This is a genomic window from Salipiger sp. HF18 (genome assembly GCF_011806505.1).
Taxonomy (GTDB): Bacteria; Pseudomonadota; Alphaproteobacteria; order Rhodobacterales; family Rhodobacteraceae; genus Salipiger; species Salipiger thiooxidans.
This window is the reverse complement of record NZ_JAATOS010000013.1, coordinates 20,604-38,056: the sequence shown is the minus strand read 5'-3', so window position 1 is coordinate 38,056 and position 17,453 is coordinate 20,604. Positions and strand designations below refer to the sequence as shown.

At 68.6% G+C, this 17,453-nt stretch carries 17 protein-coding genes and 1 pseudogene; 12 read left to right on the top strand and 6 right to left on the bottom strand.

The window, feature by feature from the left end; translation table 11 throughout:
• The 4 genes and pseudogenes from HC022_RS03360 to HC022_RS03345 form a co-directional block, all read right to left on the bottom strand.
• The coding region (locus tag HC022_RS03360) for a beta-ketoacyl synthase N-terminal-like domain-containing protein (protein WP_303049043.1) at window positions 1–493 on the bottom strand (493 nt) is incomplete at its 3' end.
• A 140-nt stretch (window positions 494–633) separates the two neighbouring features.
• Window positions 634–1,461 (bottom strand): PaaX family transcriptional regulator C-terminal domain-containing protein, encoded by an 828-nt coding sequence (locus tag HC022_RS03355; protein ID WP_254884907.1) that lies wholly within the window; start codon window positions 1,459–1,461, stop codon window positions 634–636.
• A gap of 186 nt (window positions 1,462–1,647) precedes the next feature.
• Window positions 1,648–1,794 (bottom strand): annotated as a pseudogene (locus HC022_RS29780) (FAD-linked oxidase C-terminal domain-containing protein); the annotation flags it as partial.
• A gap of 211 nt (window positions 1,795–2,005) precedes the next feature.
• Window positions 2,006–5,446 (bottom strand): indolepyruvate ferredoxin oxidoreductase family protein, encoded by a 3,441-nt coding sequence (locus HC022_RS03345; protein ID WP_167451330.1) that lies wholly within the window; start codon window positions 5,444–5,446, stop codon window positions 2,006–2,008.
• Between the two features lie 138 nt (window positions 5,447–5,584).
• On the opposite strand from HC022_RS03345, the gene HC022_RS03340 reads away from it, so the two are divergent.
• Window positions 5,585–6,064: an Lrp/AsnC family transcriptional regulator gene (locus HC022_RS03340; RefSeq protein ID WP_008887708.1), complete on the top strand. Its 480-nt coding sequence runs from the start codon at window positions 5,585–5,587 to the stop codon at window positions 6,062–6,064.
• 215 nt (window positions 6,065–6,279) lie between these two features.
• Here the strand turns inward: HC022_RS03340 and HC022_RS03335 are convergent, their stop codons facing one another.
• Window positions 6,280–6,720, bottom strand: a complete 441-nt coding sequence (locus HC022_RS03335) for an alpha/beta fold hydrolase (RefSeq protein WP_254884912.1) — start codon at window positions 6,718–6,720, stop codon at window positions 6,280–6,282.
• Window positions 6,721–6,935: 215 nt separating this feature from the next.
• Here HC022_RS03335 and HC022_RS03330 point away from each other — a divergent pair, with 215 nt between their 5' ends.
• The 11 genes from HC022_RS03330 (at window position 6,936) to HC022_RS03280 (ending at window position 15,514) form a co-directional block, all read left to right on the top strand.
• Entirely contained in the window at window positions 6,936–7,559 is a 624-nt protein-coding gene (locus tag HC022_RS03330) for an acyl-CoA dehydrogenase (RefSeq protein WP_368484603.1), read from the top strand.
• A 5-nt stretch (window positions 7,560–7,564) separates the two neighbouring features.
• Entirely contained in the window at window positions 7,565–8,641 is a 1,077-nt protein-coding gene (locus HC022_RS03325) for a CoA-binding protein (protein ID WP_167451329.1), read from the top strand.
• Window positions 8,638–8,835 carry a hypothetical protein gene (locus tag HC022_RS03320; protein ID WP_008887677.1) on the top strand — a complete coding sequence of 66 codons (198 nt, stop codon included), beginning with the start codon at window positions 8,638–8,640 and terminating at the stop codon, window positions 8,833–8,835. The genes HC022_RS03325 and HC022_RS03320 overlap by 4 nt, the downstream gene beginning before the upstream one ends.
• Before the next feature lie 446 nt (window positions 8,836–9,281).
• Window positions 9,282–10,037, top strand: a complete 756-nt coding sequence (locus tag HC022_RS03315) for an IclR family transcriptional regulator (RefSeq protein ID WP_167451328.1) — start codon at window positions 9,282–9,284, stop codon at window positions 10,035–10,037.
• The gene (locus HC022_RS03310; RefSeq protein ID WP_089960239.1) at window positions 10,034–10,543 is read left to right on the top strand and encodes a TRAP transporter small permease; all 510 of its coding nucleotides are present in this window, start codon (window positions 10,034–10,036) and stop codon (window positions 10,541–10,543) included. The genes HC022_RS03315 and HC022_RS03310 overlap by 4 nt, the downstream gene beginning before the upstream one ends.
• A complete protein-coding gene (locus tag HC022_RS03305; protein ID WP_008887624.1) occupies window positions 10,540–11,826 on the top strand; it encodes a TRAP transporter large permease in 1,287 nt (428 codons plus the stop codon). The genes HC022_RS03310 and HC022_RS03305 overlap by 4 nt, the downstream gene beginning before the upstream one ends.
• A 32-nt stretch (window positions 11,827–11,858) precedes the next feature.
• Window positions 11,859–12,254 (top strand): cupin domain-containing protein, encoded by a 396-nt coding sequence (locus HC022_RS03300; RefSeq protein WP_167451327.1) that lies wholly within the window; start codon window positions 11,859–11,861, stop codon window positions 12,252–12,254.
• Window positions 12,255–12,302: 48 nt separating this feature from the next.
• Entirely contained in the window at window positions 12,303–13,337 is a 1,035-nt protein-coding gene (gene dctP / locus HC022_RS03295) for a TRAP transporter substrate-binding protein DctP (RefSeq protein WP_167451326.1), read from the top strand.
• Window positions 13,338–13,392: 55 nt separating this feature from the next.
• Window positions 13,393–14,667, top strand: coding sequence for a CoA transferase (locus HC022_RS03290; protein WP_167451325.1), 1,275 nt, complete (start codon window positions 13,393–13,395; stop codon window positions 14,665–14,667).
• Window positions 14,598–15,044, top strand: coding sequence for an HpcH/HpaI aldolase/citrate lyase family protein (locus HC022_RS03285; protein ID WP_167451324.1), 447 nt, complete (start codon window positions 14,598–14,600; stop codon window positions 15,042–15,044). Before HC022_RS03290 ends, HC022_RS03285 begins: the two co-directional genes overlap by 70 nt.
• Window positions 15,041–15,514 carry a MaoC family dehydratase N-terminal domain-containing protein gene (locus HC022_RS03280; protein ID WP_008887616.1) on the top strand — a complete coding sequence of 158 codons (474 nt, stop codon included), beginning with the start codon at window positions 15,041–15,043 and terminating at the stop codon, window positions 15,512–15,514. The genes HC022_RS03285 and HC022_RS03280 overlap by 4 nt, the downstream gene beginning before the upstream one ends.
• Before the next feature lie 183 nt (window positions 15,515–15,697).
• On the opposite strand, the gene HC022_RS03275 is transcribed toward HC022_RS03280, so the two are convergent.
• On the bottom strand, window positions 15,698–17,281 hold the full coding sequence (locus HC022_RS03275) for an ABC-F family ATP-binding cassette domain-containing protein (RefSeq protein ID WP_167451323.1): 1,584 nt from the start codon (window positions 17,279–17,281) through the stop codon (window positions 15,698–15,700).
• Window positions 17,282–17,453 lie beyond the last annotated feature (172 nt).

Sequence of the window (17,453 nt, the reverse complement as noted above, 5' to 3'; positions counted from 1 at the left end):
CGGGCATTGAATGGGTCCCGAAAGCCTTGTCGAGCTTGGGGTTCGTGAAGCGCCAGCCGATGGTGGTGTCGTACATCTCGGCATTGCGCGAGAAGGCCGAGGTCGCCTTGGCCACCACGAAGGGCGCGCGGCTCATGCTCTCGACGCCGCCTGCCAGCAGCAGGTCGCCGTCGCCGGCGCGGATGGTGCGCGCGGCGAGGCCGATGGCATCCATGCCCGAGCCGCAGAGCCGGTTGACCGTGGTGCCGGGCACCTCGATCGGCAGGCCCGCCAGCAGCCCGGCCATGCGCGCGACGTTGCGGTTGTCCTCACCGGCCTGGTTGGCGCATCCGAGGATGATGTCGTCCACGCCCGCCCAGTCGACCGACGGGTTCCGCGCCATCAGCGCCGCAAGCGGCACCGCTGCGAGGTCGTCTGCGCGGACGCCGGACAGCGCCCCGCCGTAACGGCCCACGGGGGTGCGTACCGCGTCGCAGATAAATGCCTCGGACATCCGTATCCTCCTCCCTCGAGAATCAATGCCAACCGGTAATGACCGATCGTTCGGTCAATGAAATAGCACGAGAAACAGCACGTGTTAACATGGAAAATGAAAACTGGTGTGATGTATTGTGAGGCCTCCCCCCTCTTCTCCTATGTCGCCGCCTCGCGCTTGAGCTGGAACAGGCGCCGTTCGGTTTCCTCGTTGCGGGCCGCCAAAGCCCCGTCAGGACTGAGAAATTGCGCGCCCACGAAGGCCTCGGCCGGGGCGGAGAGGCCGACATAGGCGCTGACGAAAAGCTGCCGGGCGCGCTCCGCCGGCCAGTCCTGCGGACAGGCGGCGCGCGGCAGGCGCGGGTCGCTGAGTGCCGCGTGGCGGTAGTCGTGCACCAGTCGCAGCCGCAGCGCGAGCGCGACCGAGGGGCTGAGCGGCGCATCACCTTCGAGCCGGTCCAGCAGCCCGGAGTGCCGTTCGAGAAAGCGCTCATAGGCAAGCGCGACCTCGTCGAGGCGCCATGTCTCATGCGCGAGGGCATGCAGGTCGCCGTGCCCCTCGAGGTGCTTCGCCCGCATCAGAACGCCGTCCAGCGGCGCCACGTCGTCGTTGTTTGGCGCAATGGCCACGTTCGGCGAGAGGCGCGCCCAAGGGTCGGGAGGCTCCGTCTCGCGCAGGGTCTCGGAAAGGCAGAGCAGCCAGTCCTCGGGCGCCGCAGGCGGTGAAAACAACAGGCGCGCGGCCTCGCGGAACTCGCACCGCGCCGCATCCGACAGGCGGTAGTAGCTCTTGCGACCGATCCGCACCCCTTCGAGGCGCCCTGCCCCGACGAGCCGCGACACTGCCGTGCGCACGAGGCTCTCGTTGAGGCCATGAACAGCGCAGCACTCGATCAGGCTGCCCATCCAGAGCATCCCGCCTCGTGGTTCGACCACGTCGCCGTAGAGCGTCACGATGAAGGCAGGCGCGCGCGGGGCTTCGGCCAATGCCGCTTCCACGCCCGTCGAAAACTGTCCTGCCGCCTCGTTCATCGCGCGCCCTCAAAGCCAACCTTGCCCGTTGTCGAGCAGGGTCAGTCTACGCGACGGCTCGCGATATGTCACACGAAATACATGTATTCAGTGAGATGTGTGCCTTGTCGGAGCCCCGCTGCAGCCGCGCTTGGGCAGGCATCACCTCTCCACGACGAAAATGCCGCTCCCGAGCGTGTTCTGCGGATCCATCGCCGCCTTGATCGTCTTCATCAGCGCCAATTGCGACGGCTCCTTGCGCTTTGTCAGCGTCGCGGCCTTGGAGCGGACGATGCCATGCTCGACGCTGAACGATCCTCGCCCGGATCATGCCGCGCTTCGAAGCCCGGCGCGTCCGGCTGCGGGACCATCTCGGCGAGGACATGTTCGCGACGCTGCACGCCTGCCTCGACCGGTTGGAAGACGCCATCAGGGAGTGACCGGCAGGTCGCGATGACGGCGCCCACATGGCGAGGGGCGCCCCGCCCCGCCGGTGCGCGCAAGGGAACCCGCACCCGGCCTAGAAGGCGGAGGCCTGCAGCGCGGCCTCCGTCTCGGCGCGCACCTTTGCGGCGGCCTGTTCCTTCACCGGACCGTAGCCCCGCACCTCCATCACCATTCCGGCGATCCGGGCCGCCTCGTCGCGGTTCTCGGCGGTCAGGCCCGCGGCGAGCCGGTCGAGCAGGGCCCGGTAGTCGGTGATCATCCCGCGCTCCATCCGGCGCTCGGCGGTGTGGCCGAACGGGTCGAGCGGGGTGCCGCGCAGCGATTTCAGCTTCGCCAGCGTCTTCAGGCCGCCCTGCATCCAGCTGCCGAATTCGCGCTTGCAGGGGCGGCCGCGCGCATCGAGCCTGGCCGGGAAGAACGGCGGCGCCATGTGGTGCTTGACCGTGAACGCGCCGTCGAAGCGGGCGCCGAGGCTCTCGTAGAAGCCGGTCTGGGTGTGCAGCCGTGCGACCTCGTATTCGTCCTTGTAGGACATGACCTTGAAGAGCCCCTTCATGGCCGCCTCCGTCAGCGCGCCCGGCGCACCGGTGGCCGCCGTCTCGGCCGCGCGGATCTTGTCGACCGCGTCGGTGTAGCGCTTGGCCCAGCCCGTGTTCTGGTAATCGGTCAGGAAGGCGGCGCGGCGGGCGATCTGCTCGTCGAGGGTCTGCACCTGCGTCACCGGCATCGCGGCGATCCGCTCGACCGCGGCGCAGTCGACGACGACGACCCGGCCCCAGGTGAAGGCCGCCTTGTTGAGTTCGGGCTTCACGCCGTTGAGCTCGATGGCCCGCATCAGGCTCTCGAGCCCCAGCGGCACCAGCCCCGCCTGCCAGGCGGCACCGAGGATCATCACGTTGGCAAAGACACTGTCCCCCAGCAGCGCCTCGGAGAGCGCGTTGGCGTCCAGCGTCTGCAGGCTCGCCGCATCGACGGTGCCGCGGATCGCCTCGAGCCGCGCGCCGGAATTGAGATCCGCATCCCGGTTCTGCACCAGATCGCCGGTCGGCATCACGGCGGTGTTGATGACCGCGCGGGTCTCGCCCTTGCGGTAGGTCATCGAGGCCTTGGGCGAGGAGCTGACCACCAGGTCGCAGCCGATCAGCGCATGTGCCGAGCTCGGCTCGATCTTCACCTGGTTCACCTCGGCCTCGGTGCGGGCCATGCGAATGTAGCTGAGAACCGGGCCAAACTTCTGCGCGAAGCCCATGAAGTCCAGCACCGAGGCGCCCTTCTGCTCGAGGTTCGCGGCCATGACGATGAGCTGGCCCACGGTGACCACGCCGGTGCCCCCGACCCCGGTCACGAGGATATCCCACGGCGTCGAGAGGTCCGGCCCCACCGGCTCGGGCAGCTTCGCGGCCAGCGCCCCGAGCTGCGCCGCGTCGGCCCCGGCCGCGCCCTTCTTCAGCGTCGCGCCCTCGACGGTCACGAAGCTCGGGCAGAAGCCGTTCACGCAGGTGAAGTCCTTGTTGCAGGTGTTGAGGTTGATCTTGCGCTTGCGGCCGAATTCCGTCTCCAGCGGCTCGACGCTGAGGCAGTTGGATTCGACCGAGCAATCGCCGCACCCCTCGCAGACCAGTGGGTTGATGACCGCGAACTTCTTCGGGTCCTCCATCTTGCCGCGCTTGCGCAGGCGGCGCTTCTCGGTGGCGCAGGTCTGCTGGTAGATGAGCACCGTGGTGCCGGGGATCTCGCGCAGCTCGCGCTGCACCCGGTCGAGCTCGCGGCGGTGCTCGATCTCGACGCCGGCCGGGAGGTCCGATTTCCGGAAGGCCTCGGGCTTGTCCGAGACGATCACCACCTTCTTCGCGCCCTCGGCCGCCACCGACTGCGCAATCGCGGGCACCGAGATGGGGCCGTCCACATCCTGCCCGCCGGTCATCGCCACCGCGTCGTTGAACAGGATCTTGTAGGTGATGTTGGTGCCCGCGGCGATCGCCTGACGCAGCGCGAGCGAGCCCGAGTGGTAATAGGTGCCGTCGCCGAGGTTCTGGAACACGTGCCTGTTGCCGTTGTACTTCGAGCGCGACACCCAGTTCACGCCCTCGCCGCCCATCTGGATCAGCGAGGTGGTGTTGCGGTTCATCCAGCTTGCCATGAAGTGGCAGCCGATCCCGGCAAGCGCCTGGCTGCCCTCGGGCACCTTGGTCGAGGTGTTGTGGGGGCAGCCCGAGCAGAAGTAGGGCGTCCGCGTCGCGCCGGGCACGTTGATCGGCGCTGAGGCAGGCACCACGTTTGCGGCCCGTGCCACGAGGTCGAGTTCGGGGAAGTTGCGCTCGAGCCGGTCGGCGATGTGCCGGGCCAGCATCACCGCGCCAAGCTCCTGCGTCCAGGGGATCAGCCGGTCGCCGTTCTCGTCGCGCTTGCCGACCATGCGCTCGGGCTTGCGGCCCGGGTAGTCGTAGAAATATTCCTTGAGCTGGCTTTCGATGATGCCGCGCTTCTCCTCGACGACGAGCAGCTCCTGCTTGCCCTGCGCAAAGGCGAGTGCGCCCTCATGTTCGAGCGGCCAGACCATGCCGACCTTGTAGAGATCGATGCCGATCTCGGCGGCACGGGCCTTGTCGATGCCCAGAAGACGCAGCGCCTCGAGCACGTCGAGATGCGACTTGCCGGTGGTCACGATGCCGAAGCGGGCGTTCCGGTAGCCCCACTCGGTCCGGTCGATGGGGTTGGCGCGGGCAAAGGCCAGCACCGCGGCTTTCTTGTGCTCGAGCCGCGCCTCGATCTGCGGCCCGGGCAGATCGGGCCAGCGGTAGTGCAGCCCGCCCTCCGGGGCCTCGAATTCGGGGAGGGCGAACGCGCGGTCCTCGGGAAGCTCGAAGGACATGCCGGACTCGACGGTCTCGGAGATCGCCTTGAAGCCGACCCACATGCCCGAAAACCGCGACAACGCATAGCCCCACTCGGCGAAGGTCAGGAATTCCGCCACATTGGCCGGGTTGATGGTCGGCATGAAGAAGCTCATGAAGGCCACGTCCGACTGGTGCGACATCGACGAGGACACGCAGCCGTGGTCGTCACCGGCCACCACCAGCACGCCGCCGTGCGGGGACGAGCCGTAGGCGTTGCCGTGCTTGAGCGCATCCCCCGCCCGGTCGACACCCGGCCCCTTGCCGTACCAGAGCCCGAAGACCCCATCGACGGTGCGGTCCGGGTCGGTCTCGACCTGCTGGGTGCCGATGATCTGCGTGGCGCCCAGTTCCTCGTTCACGGCGGGCACGAAATCGACGCCGGCCTCGGACACCAGCTTGCGGTTCTTCGTCACTTCGAGATCGATGCCGCCCACCGGCGAGCCGCGGTAGCCGGAGATGAAGCCGCGGGAGTTGAGCCCTGCCCTGCGGTCGCGGCGCGCCTGGTCCAGCGCGATGCGGACGATCGCCTGCGTGCCGGTCAGAAAGACCCGGCCTTTCGTGCGCGTATAGCGGTCGAGCAGTTCGTAATCCCGGAGAATGGGTGTCTGGTCCGTCATGATCTCCCCCCAGAGCTACCTACAGGAATGTAGACAATTCATCTTTCTGATAGGATACCTCCGGGCGGTGAATTTTGATTCCCATTCCCTGCAGATTTTCTGGATAGTTGGCTTCCTAAGATCAGCTGGAGGAGAAAGGTGAAACAGGATTTCAAGATTGGCCCGCTGGAAGCGAAGATCGCGTCTGCGCTGCAACGGGATGCCTCGATCAGCGTGGGCGAGCTGGCCGAGCGCGCCAACAGCTCGACCGCCACCTGCTGGCGCCGCATCCGGGCCATGGAAGAGGCCGGAGTCCTGAGCCCGCCCGTGCGTCTCGTCGACCCCGCCAAGGTCGGGCGCGGCATGGATGCCTTCTGCCAGGTGCGGATGAAATCGCAGGACGCGCGGGCCCGGGCGCTGTTCCAGAAGGCCATGGAGGCGGAGCCCGCCATCGTCGAGGTCTACTCGATCTCGGGCGACTGGGACTACCTTCTGCACCTCGTGGTCCGCGACATCGCCGATCTCGAACAGGTGCTGATGGGGCGGGTGCACGAGCTCGACTGCGTCTCCAGCGCCTCCACCCTCTTCGTGCTGCGCCGGGTCAAGCACACCACCGTCATCCCGGTCGACAGCGACTGAGCGGGCGGCGGCTGGGTCGCCTGCTGGATTGCGGCCAAGGTGGTTCGCCGCGCGGGGCGGTGGAAAGGGCTGTGTTCGGGTGCGCGGCGGGGCGAGCGCTTTCCTTGGGTCTCGGCCGGGCTTCGCCCAACCGGGAAAGCCTGTTCATCCGCACCGCGCGGGCACGCTGGCGTCAGGGGCTGCTGCCAAGGGGTCGCGGTGAAAGCCGCGAGATATCAATCCGTTAAAGTGTGTGGTGCGTCCAGCGTCTCGAGCCAGACCCCGATGAGCTCCGCCACGGCCTCGGCCCGTTCCAAGGGCCGGAAGTGACCCCCGCCGCGCAGAGATCGAAGCTTGGCCGACGGCATCTCCCTGGCCATCTTCTGCATTGCCACGAGCGGCGTCGCCGTGTCGGCCTCGCCCGCCAGCAGAAGCGTCGGGCAGACGATGCGGTGCAGCCGTGCGAAGGTGTCGGGGCGGGAGAGCATTCGCGCACCTCGCGGTCGAGGCGCTCGGCGGGTATGGCGGCAACCATCCCGACGATCTCCGCACAACCGCCGTCTGCGACCAGCGGTGGCACCCAGTGCGCGGCGAAGCTGCGCATGTCCTTCCGTGCAAGGACCAGGTCGGCGAGGCGGCGTCGGCGCACTTCGGATCCCGCCGGCAAGGCGCCGCAATTGGCTAGGACGAGGCCGCGGACGCGTTCCGGCGCCTGCAGGGCCAGGTGATCCTCGTCGATCCAGTCCTCGAGACGATCAGGGAAAAGCGTGACCTGTTCCCGGTCGATGCCGTCGATGAACCCCGCCATCCCTACCTCCCGCTGCCTAGCAGAAGCTTACGACGAGACAGCGTTTCCACACAGCCTCGGCCCGGCACGTCCGGCATCGGATCGGTGCTGATCGAGAAGGGCACGCCCGGGTTCGAGGTCGGCGAGCCCTCGTCCTTCATGAATGGCGAGGAATGGTCGCAACTCTATTTCGACAATGTCCGGGTGCCCAAAGAGAACGTGCTGCTCGGACCGGGCGGGTTCAAGAAACAGATTTCCGGCTTCAACGGCGAGCGGCTCGGCAACTCGGCCCGCGCGGTGGCCGTCGGCCGCCACGCCTTCAACCTCGCGCGCGAGCATGCGTTGACCCGCAAGCAGTTCGGTCGGGCGCTCTGCGAATTCCAGGGCCTGCAGTGGAAGTTCGCGGAGATGGAGCTGCGGCTCGAAAGCGCCCGGCTGCTGCTGATGCGCGCCGCGGTGAATGGCATGGACGGGCTGGCCGACCCGCACGAGACCGCGCTTGCCAAGCTCGCCTGCAACGAGGCAGGTTTCCTCGCGGCGAACGAGGCGGTGCAGGTGCTCGGCGGGCTCGGGTTCTCGCGCGAGAGCACGGCGCAGTATTGCCTCCGGCGCACCCGCGGGTGGATGATCGCCGGCGGGTCGCCCGAAATCCTGAAGACCCGGGTCGCGGAAGGCGTGTTCGACCGCCGTTTCGACCAGCGCCCCCCGAGAACGCTGGCCGCAGAATGATGAACATGCCCACCAAGGTATCGCCCGATCCGCTGCGGGCGCTGACCGCGCCTCGCAGCGTGGCCCTGATCGGCGCCTTGGGCAGCGCTGGCAAGCTCACGGCGCGGCCGCTCGAGTTCCTGCGCAAGCACGGGTTCGGGGGGCGGATCTTCCCGGTCAACCCGACCCGCTCCGAGGTCATGGGGCTGCCGAGCTTTGCCCGGCTCACCGATATCCCCGAGCCGGTGGACCACGCCTACATCCTGCTCGACGCCGAGCCCGCCATCGCCGCGCTCAAGGATTGCGCAAGGGCTGGCGTGTCGGTGGTGACCGTGCTCGCCGACGGTTTCGTCGAGTCCGGGCCCGAGGGGCGCGCCCGGCAGGAACGGCTGCAGCGCATCGCGCAGGACGCGGGCATCCTGCTGATCGGGCCCAACTCCACCGGCGTGGTCTCCACCGCGGCCGGGTTCTGCTGCAGCACCAACGCGGCCTTCGCCACCGACCGGCTCGACCGCGGCAACCTCGCGGTGCTGTCCCAGAGCGGCAGCATCATCGGAACCCTGCTCTCGCGCGGGCAGGCCCGGGGCTGCGCCTTCTCGACGCTCGTGTCCGTCGGCAACGAGGCGGGCGCCGGGATCGGTCAGCTCGGCCAGCTTCTGCTCGACGATCCGGCCACCGACGGCTTCCTGCTGTTCATGGAGACCATCCGCGACCGCGAGGCGCTTGCCGCCTTCGCGCGCGGCGCGGCCGGGCGGGGCAAGCCCGTCGTCGCCTACATGATCGGCCGCTCCGACGAGGGGCGCGCGCTGTCGGTGTCGCACACCGGCGCGCTCACCGGCGCCGCCGAGGCGGTGTCGGCCTTCCTCGAGAGCATCGGCATCCGGCAGGCCGAGAGCCTCGACACGCTCATGGACGCGCCGCGCCTGCTGTCGAAGATGCGGCTGCCCGCGCACCGGCCCCGCAGGCTGACGGTGCTGACCACCCCCGGCGGCGGCGGCGCCATGCTGGTCGACCAGATCAGCGCCCGCGGCGTCGAGATCGCCGGCTGCAGCGGGCCCACCCGCGAGGCCCTGACCGCGCAGGTACGAAATACGACACCATGAAGGAGGTCGTCTCGCGGCTGATCGCGGACCCCGAGACCGGCGCCCTGCTCGTCACCATCGGCTCCTCGGCGCAGTTCAACCCCGAGCTCGCGGTCACGCCGATCATCGACGCGGAGGCCGAGATCAACCCGCTCCTGGTGCGGCCCGAGGGTCAGGGCATCGTGCTTCTGGACGCGCTGATCCGGCGCCAGTGACCTGGCGCGGTCCGGGGCCCCTTCGGCCCCGGATCATGGCGCGGCCGAAATGCGCCGCGCTGACCGACGGCTCACGGCACAAGTGCCCGAGCGCGCCATCGCCTGCCGCGCGAAACCGCCCGCAGGCTCTGCTTCCCGCATCGTCGTTTCACATGACCCGGCCTCGTCGGGGTGCCTGTCGTTGTCCTTCCGCGGGAGGGCTCGGCGGGCACCGGGAGGCGCCTTTCCATCTAATGTTATGCGTGAGGAATTGCGATCACGGCATTGATAATGCGTTATTAATATATACGCGTCCTGACGTGCGCCCCTCGCCAGAACGCACCTCCAGGCTTTTTCCTTGACGCCCAACCACTGCCCCAATACTTCCTGTATAAGAAGATAGCTTCACACATGTGAAGAAGAGTCGCGGCTCCAGGGAGAGGGTCCGCGATGGAGGGAGGAAATCTATGGCCGTACGTCAGGCGGATAACGTCCTGCGGTTTTTTGAGTATTTTGCCGCGTCTCAGAGGCCGGCCACGCTCACCCAACTGTCGGAGACGCTGGAGCTGCCGCTCTCGAGCACCAGCAACCTCGTCTCGACCCTGCGCGAGCGCGGGTTCCTGTTCGAGGTCCGGAAACGGGGCGGGTTCTACCCCACGCGCCGCATGCACGATCTGACCCTGTCGATCCTTGACGGAGACCCGGTGCTCGGACTCGTGCGCGAGCACATGGAAGCGTTGCGCGAAGAGACCGGAGAGACCATCCTGCTCGCCGCCCGCGAGGGCGATCACGCAATCTATCTCGAGGCGCTCGAGTCCCGCAAAGGCGTGCGCTACTCGGCGAGGGCGGGCGAGACCCGGCCGATCTACGCGATCTCCTCGGGCAAGGCGATCCTCTCGTCGCTCGACGACGCGGCGCTGCGGCGCGAGCTGGCGGGGCTCGACTATTCCGAGGCCGCGGAGACCTCGATCACCGATCCCGACGCGCTCTTCGACAACATCGTCGCCGGGCGCGAGCGCGGCTGGTTCCTGAACGCCACCGAATTCACCCCCGAGGTTTCGGGCGCGGGCGTGCTGCTCGACATCGCCGACCAGAAATACGGGCTGTCCGTGGCGGGGCCGAACTACCGAATGCAGGGCCGCTACGACGAGATCGGCGCGGCGCTCGCGCGGGTTGTCGCGGCCATCAAGAGCCAGATCCACGAAAGCGGAGACGGCCGATGATCCGGAAATACATGGCGGTCGTCGACCACGCCTTCACCGCGGTCGCGGTCTTTGCGCTGGCCTTCATGACGCTGCTGATCGTCGCCGACGTGGCGCTGCGCTACGGCGCCGGGACGCCGATCTTCTTTGCCCATGACCTCGTCGTGCTCTACCTCACGCCCGCGGTCTTCTTCTTCGGCTTCGGCCCGACCTACTGGCGCGCCGAGCACCTCTCGGTCGATCTGCTGACCCTCAACCTGCCGCACCGCCTGCGCGAACTCACCGACGTGGTGTCGAGCGCCATCGGGCTCTGGGTCTTCGGCCTGCTGACCTGGGTCGCTTGGGAGCGCGCCGCCAAGAGCTTTGCCAACGACGAGGTGATCGCGAGCATCGTGCCGTGGCCGGCATGGGCGAGCTACGCGCTCGTGCCCATCGGCTCCGCCGCGATGGTGCTGGTCTGTGCCGCGCGCATCGTGATTTCCCTCAACAACGCCTTTGGCCGTGCGTCCGGGGAGGCCGCGCAATGACGTCGCTTCTTGTCGTGATCGGACTGCTTGTCCTGCTTCTGCTCGGCGTTCCCGTGGGCTTCGCGCTGGCCTTCACCGGCCTTGTCGGGCTGATGACCATCGTCGGGTTCGAGAGCGCGCTCTCGGTGCTCTCGACCACGCCGCTGTCGACCACCAACGGCTTCGAGCTGATCGCCGTGCCGCTCTTCATCCTGATGGCCGAGTTCGTCATCGTCAGCGGCATCGCCGACCGGATGTTCAAGGCGATCACCATCTGGGTGGGCCGCCTTCCGGGCGGGCTCGCCGTCGCCACGGCGCTCGCGGGCGCCGGGTTCGGGGCCATCTCGGGCTCGTCCACCGCGGCCGCGGCTGCGCTGTCGTCTACCTCTATTCCTGCAATGCGCAGAGCGGGTTACGAGGTGAAGTTCGCGTCCGGTGTCGTGGCCGTCTCGGGTACGCTCGCCATGCTCATCCCGCCGTCGATCGCGCTGGTGCTCTACGGCATCATCGTCGAGGTCAACATCGCCTCGCTGCTGATCGGAGGGGTCATCCCCGGGATCATCGTGACGCTGGCGATCATCGTGACGATCTACGTGCTGATGGCCCGCGACCCGTCCATCGCGCCGGCGGCACGGCCCTGGCCGATGCGCGACAAGATCCGCGCCCTGCGGGACATCGGGCCGATGCTGCTGCTGCTGCTCTGTGTCACGGGCTCGATCTACTTGGGCATCGCGACGCCCACCGAAGCGGCCGGTCTCGGCGCCTTCGGAGCCTTCGTCATTGCCGCGGCGTTCCGCACGCTCAGCTGGAAGACGACCTGGGGCGCGCTGGCGCGGGCGGTCCGCGCCACCTGCATGATCTTCATGATCATCATCGGCGCGCACATCTTCGGCTACGTGCTGACGCTGGGCCAGATCACCCCGGGCTTCGTCAACTGGATCACCGGGCTCGACGTGTCGCCCTACGTGGTGATGGCTGGGATCATCGTCTTCTACCTGATCATGGGCTGCTTCATGGACCAGATGGCGATCCTCATCCTCACCGTCCCGGTGATGGTGCCCGCGATCACCAGCCTCGGCTTCGACCCGGTGTGGTTCGGCGTGCTGGTCGTGGTCGCGGCCGAGGTCGGCATGATCACCCCGCCGCTGGGCATGAACATCTTCGTGGTCTCTCGCTACGCCGAGCGGCCGCTCTCCGAGATCTTCCGGGGCGTCGCACCGCATGTCGTCTCGCACATTATCGTTCTCGCGTTGCTCGTCGCGTTCCCGCAGCTGGTGCTGTGGCTGCCCGGCACGACGCAGTAATCCAGACGCAAGTGTCCAAGGGAGGAGCCACCATGTCGACCGCAAAGACCGACATCGACCCCAAGATGTACTTCATGACCGAGGCCAGGGCCGCGGCCTACCAGCCGCGCGGCCACAGCGGGACGGTGAACCGCCGGCTGGTGTCGCCCGAGACCGGCGCCACCCAGATGGAAGTGCTGATCGGCCGCATTGAGCCCGGCGAGGGCGCCAGCGCCCACTTCCACCCCGGCATCGACCAGTTCTGCTGGATGCTCGAGGGCCGCGCCCGGGTCGAGGTCGGCGGCCTCACCGAAGAGATCGGGCCGGAGGAGAGCGTCTTCTTCCCCGCCGACATGCCCCACACCTTCACCGCCATCGGCGACACGCCGGTGCGCGTCCTGATCTGCTACGGCCCGCCCTACGGCGAAGGCGCCCGCGTCGAGTGCTGAGCACCCGCACCCCCTGACAAGTCTTTGGTCCATCGGAGGAGAACGACCATGAAACCCACCATCAGCATCCTTGCGGTCTGCGCCGCAGTCGCCGCGGCACCCGTCGCCGCTCAGGAAGTGACGATCAAGATCGCCGACAGCCTGCCGGCCGATCACATCATCACCAGGAACACCACCGACGTGTTCACCGCGCGCCTCAAGGAAGAGCTCGGTGACCGCATCGCCATCGAGCACTACCCGGCCCAGCAGCTCGCCAAGGCCAAGGACATCCTGTCGATCACCCAGGCCGGCATCGCCGACATCGGCTACATCGTGCCGTCCTACGTCTCCGAGAAGATGCCGCTTGGCGGCGTGGTCGAGCTGCCCGGCGAGATATCGTCGTCCTGCGAGGGCTCGCTGGCCTTCGAGAAGCTGATCCAGCCGGGCGGCAAGCTCGACCAGCTCGAGTTCCAGCCCAACGGCGTGCGCGTGCTCTACAACGTGGCGCTCTCGCCCTACCAGGCGATCTTCTCGAAGCGCGCGGACGTGACCTCGCTCGAGGGGTTCAAGGGCATGAAGATGCGCTCGAACCCCGGCGCGATGGAGCTGTCGCTGCAATCCGCAGGCGCGACTCCGGTGCGCATGACCCCGCCCGAGATCTTCGACGCGATGACCAAGGGCACCGTGGACGGCGCGCTGCTGCCCTTCACCTCGACCTTCTCCTACGGGCTCGACCAGATCGTGGGCTCGGCGACCGCCAACGCCAACTTCGGCTCGGTGGGGATCACCTACGCGATCTCGCAGCGCAAGTGGGACAGCCTGCCCGCCGACATCCAGGAAGCCATGACCCGCATCGGCCACGAAGTGACCGCGAGCGCCTGCAAGGCCTTCGACGCGGCCGAGGTCGAGCTGACCGCCAAGCTGGCGGAGGAGGGCGCCACCGTCATCATGCTGAATGACGAAGAGACCGCGACGCTCACCGCGGATTTCGCCAGCGTCGCCGATGACTGGGCCGCCGCCCTCGACAAGCGCGGCAAGAAGGGGACCGAGATCCTCTCCGACTTCCGCGCCGAGGTCCAAGCGCTCCGCGAGAGCGGCATCTGAACCGAGACCTGGGGCGGCCGCCAGTCCGGCCGCCCCGCAACGAAAGGAGAGGCGCGTGCTTGATCTTTTGAAGGGTGTCCGGGTCGTCGAACTGACGACGATCGTGCTCGGGCCCATGGCCGGGCAGATGCTGGGCGATTCTGGTGCAGAGGCCGTCAAGGTCGAGGCACCGAACGGGGATCTGGCGCGCTACGTCGATCCGCGCTCGAAGGCGGGCGCAAGCTCGATGTTCGCCAACAACAACCGGAACAAGAAGAGCATCGCGCTGGATCTGAAGACCGAGGAAGGCCGCGCCATCCTGCTGAAGCTCGTCGACGGCGCCGATGTCTTCCTGCACAACATGCGCCTGCAGGCGGTCGAGCGTCTGGGCTTCGGCCCCGCGGCGCTCCGGGCGCGCAACCCCAAGCTGGTTTACTGCTCGGCCATCGGCTTCGGCAGCGATGGCCCCTATGCGGCGCGGCCCGCCTATGACGACGTGATCCAGGCCGCTTCGGGCATCGCCAGGCTGCCGACCTACACCGGCAACGATCCGTCCTACGTGCCCGGCGTGATCGCCGACAAGATCGCGGCGCTCTACGCCGCCAACGCCATCTCGGCCGCCCTCGTCGGGCGCGAGCGGACCGGCACGGGCTGCGAGATCGAGGTGCCGATGTTCGAGGTCATGACCTCCTTCGTGATGACCGAGCACATGGCCGCCGCCAGCTTCGACGAGGCGGCGCCCGCGGGTTACCAGCGGCTGCTGAACCGTCACCGCCGGCCCTTCCCGACCAGCGACGGCTGGATCGCCGTGCTGCCCTACACCGAGCGCCACTGGCGCAAGACGTTCGAGGAACTCGGTCGCGCCGACGTGGTTGCGCAGCCGTGGTTCGGCGACGCCACCGACCGCTCGCGCCACGTGGGCGAGATGTACGAGGTGCTCGGGCAGGAGATGCCGAAGCGCTCGACCGGGGACTGGATCGCCACCTTCGAGCGGCTCGACGTGCCGCATTCGCGGGTCAGCGGGCTCGACGACCTGCTGAACGACCCGCACCTGCAGGCGGTGGGCTTCTTCGAGCCGACCGACGATCTCGAGAGCCGGGTGCGCTCGGTGCCGCAGCCGGTGCGCTTCCGCACCTCGCCCTCCGCGCCGCGCGCCCGAGCTGGGCGAGGACGGCCCGGCGCTGCTGACCGAGCTGGGCTACGGCCCCGACGCGATCCGCGAGCTCGAGGACCGCGGTGTGCTCGGGCGCGGGACGCGCCAGCAGACGGAGGACGTCTGACATGGCCGGACGCCGGCTCGAAGAGGTCCGCGAGGGCGAGGTCCTCCGACGCGCCATCACCCGCACCGTGACCGAGGCCGACAACGTCCGCATCTCAGTGCAGACCATGGCCCGCAACCCCACGCTCTTCGGTGCGGTGGCGGCGGAGGTGCAGCCGGTCGACGCGGTCTGGACCGACATCCGCGATCTTGACGGGCTCGCGGCCGAGTCCCGCGCGGCGGTGCGCGACGGCTTCGCCGGCAAACTCGCGATCCATCCGGCGCAGGTGCCGGTGAGTAACCGCGGCTTCCAGCCCTCCGACGAGGAGGTCAACACCGCACGCCGCACCGTCGCGGCCTTCCCGGCCGATCCGGCGGCGGGCGTCGCCGCCCTCGACGGCGCGATGATCGACATGCCGCACCTCAAGCGGTCACGACTGATACTTCAAAGAGCGGGGATCCCGGCATGAACAACGAACCTGTGCTTCTCGGACGAGGCTTCTACTGGCAGGACCTCACGGTCGGCGACCGCTACCGGACCTATGGCCGCACCGTGACGGCGTCGGACATCTCGGCCTTCGTCAATCTTGCCGGGATGATCGAGGTGCTCTTCACCAACGCCGAGTACCGCCGCACCGAGGCCGCCATCAAGGGCAACCCTTCGCCCGGCGCGCTGGTCTTCGCGCTGGCCGAGGGGCTCACGCTCAACGCCACCGCGCAGGAGACCGGGCTGGCCTTCCTCGGCACCACCATGAGCATCAAGGGCCCGGTGGTCGAGGGCGACACGATCACGGTCGAGATCGAGGTGCTCGAGGTCCGGCAGGAGAGCAAGGGCGACCGCGGCCTCGTGAAGACCCGCAACACCGTGCGCAACCAGCGAGGCGAGACGGTCATGGTCTATGAACCCCTGCGCCTGATGCAGGGCCGCCCCGCCGCCTGACGCTCCGGAAGGCGTTGGGGCCCGACGATCTGATGCAGCCCCGGCCTGCCACGCCGGTTGCAGGCGCCGGGGTCTGACGCTCTGGCACAGGCCGTGGGCACGATCCTTTGGGGCGGGCCCGACGCCCTCGGGCCTGACGCCAAGCGATGCAATCGACCGGACAGGCTCGCGACTGCGCTGCCCTCACCCCGCCAGCCGCACAACCCGCGTCGGGCCGAGCGACGACAGGAACGCGCGGTCATGACTGACCACGAGCACCGCCCCGTCGTAGCCCGCCAGCGCCGCTTCCAGCGCCTCGATGCCGTCGAGGTCGAGGTGGTTGGTCGGCTCGTCGAGGATCAGCAGCTGCGGCGGAGGCGTGCCGCCCAGCACGCAGGCGAGCCCCGCGCGCAGGCGCTCGCCGCCGCTCAGCTCTCCGGCGCGACGCAGTGCATCCGCCGCGCGGAAGCCGAAGCGCGCCAGCGCGGCATGGCCCAGCTGCGGCGTGGCATCGGGGTTCAGCTTGCGGAAGCTCTCGAGCAGCGTGTCCTCCGTGCCCAGCAGCCCGACATGCTGGTCGAGAAAGGCCCATGGCACGGCGACCTGAACCTCTCCGCTTCCGGGCCTGAGCGCGCCGGTGATCAGCCGCAGCAGCGTGGTCTTGCCGCTGCCGTTGGGCCCCGCGATCACCACGCGTTCCGGGCCGGTGAGCGTGAGGCTCAGGTCCCGGATCACCGGTGCCTCCGGATCGTGGCCGCCGCTCACCCGCTGCAGGCTCACCACGGTACGGCCCGCGGGCAGCCCCGTCGGCGCGATCTCCATATGCACCGGGGTCAGCTGCTCGACCTTGTCGCGGGCGCGGCTCAGCGCCTCCTCGGCGGCCTCGCGCCGGGTCTCGCGCAGCCTGACGCCCGCCCCGCCCGAGGCCTCGGCCCGGGCCTTGGCGGCGTCGAGCAGGATCTTGGGCTGGCCGCCCTTCGCCCGCGACCGATGCCCGGCGCCGTCCTTGCGGGCCTTGCGCTCGGCGGCCTGCCGGGCGCGCTGCGCGGCCTCGCTGCGGGCCTTCTCGGCATGGGCGAGATCGTGCGCCGCGGCGTCGAGTTCCAGCGCCTTGCGCGCGCGAAAGGCACTGTAATTGCCGCCATAGCGCGCCGCACCGAGCGTGCTGAGCTCGACGATCGCGTCCATCTCCTCGAGCAGCTCGCGGTCGTGGCTCGCGACGATCGCGCCGCCGGTCCAGCCGCGCAACAGCTCGATCACCGCCCGGCGCCCGGCCCGGTCGAGGTTGTTGGTGGGCTCGTCCAGCAGCAGGATGTCAGGCCCGTCGAGCAGCAGCGCCGCCAGCGCCGCGCGGCTGCGCTGCCCGCCCGACAGCGTCGCGAGCGGGGTCTGCGGCGGCACCGGCAGGTCGCAGCGCGCCAGCGCGGCCTCGATCCGGGTGGGCAGGGTCCAGTCGGCGTGGGCCAGCTCCTCGGCAGAGGCACGGCCAAGCTCGGCCCGGTCGAGGAGCGCCAGCGCGTGGCGCGCGCCCATGAGGTCGGCGATGGTGTCGTCTGGGAGGACCATCGCCTCCTGCCGCATCATCGCGACGGAGCCGGTGATCCGGACCTGGCCGGAGGTCGGGCGCAGCGCACCCGCGATCAGGCGCAGCAGCGTGCTTTTGCCGGTGCCGTTGCGACCAACGAGGCCGGTGCGCTCGGGCCCGAAGGTCAGGTCGAGATCGGAAAGGAGGGCGCTGCCGTCAGCCGGGGACCACGACAGGGAGGACAGGGAAATGGATGCAGGCATGGGAAAACTCTCGCAGCGAAACCGTCTGGGTGAAGGCGGCGAGGGTCTGGTCCATGTCGAAAGTCTCTCCTGTCAGTGCTGGGTCAAAGCTAGGGAGGAGACCGCTGTCCCGCAAGGGGTTCGGGCAGCGCTGCGCTGAAATGCGCTGAGGCCGCGGGGAGGGGATGTGAAC

Excerpts from the sequence above, each read along its gene's own strand:
- HC022_RS03310 (WP_089960239.1), top strand. The coding sequence starts at position 10,034 with ATGATCCGGAAATACATGGCGGTCGTCGACCACGCCTTCACCGCGGTC.
- HC022_RS03275 (WP_167451323.1), bottom strand. The coding sequence starts at position 17,281 with ATGCCTGCATCCATTTCCCTGTCCTCCCTGTCGTGGTCCCCGGCTGAC.
- HC022_RS03285 (WP_167451324.1), top strand. The coding sequence starts at position 14,598 with ATGGCCGGACGCCGGCTCGAAGAGGTCCGCGAGGGCGAGGTCCTCCGA.
- HC022_RS03305 (WP_008887624.1), top strand. The coding sequence starts at position 10,540 with ATGACGTCGCTTCTTGTCGTGATCGGACTGCTTGTCCTGCTTCTGCTC.
- HC022_RS03300 (WP_167451327.1), top strand. The coding sequence starts at position 11,859 with ATGTCGACCGCAAAGACCGACATCGACCCCAAGATGTACTTCATGACC.
- HC022_RS03315 (WP_167451328.1), top strand. The coding sequence starts at position 9,282 with ATGGCCGTACGTCAGGCGGATAACGTCCTGCGGTTTTTTGAGTATTTT.
- dctP (WP_167451326.1), top strand. The coding sequence starts at position 12,303 with ATGAAACCCACCATCAGCATCCTTGCGGTCTGCGCCGCAGTCGCCGCG.
- HC022_RS03280 (WP_008887616.1), top strand. The coding sequence starts at position 15,041 with ATGAACAACGAACCTGTGCTTCTCGGACGAGGCTTCTACTGGCAGGAC.
- HC022_RS03345 (WP_167451330.1), bottom strand. The coding sequence starts at position 5,446 with ATGACGGACCAGACACCCATTCTCCGGGATTACGAACTGCTCGACCGC.
- HC022_RS03325 (WP_167451329.1), top strand. The coding sequence starts at position 7,565 with ATGCCCACCAAGGTATCGCCCGATCCGCTGCGGGCGCTGACCGCGCCT.
- HC022_RS03320 (WP_008887677.1), top strand. The coding sequence starts at position 8,638 with ATGAAGGAGGTCGTCTCGCGGCTGATCGCGGACCCCGAGACCGGCGCC.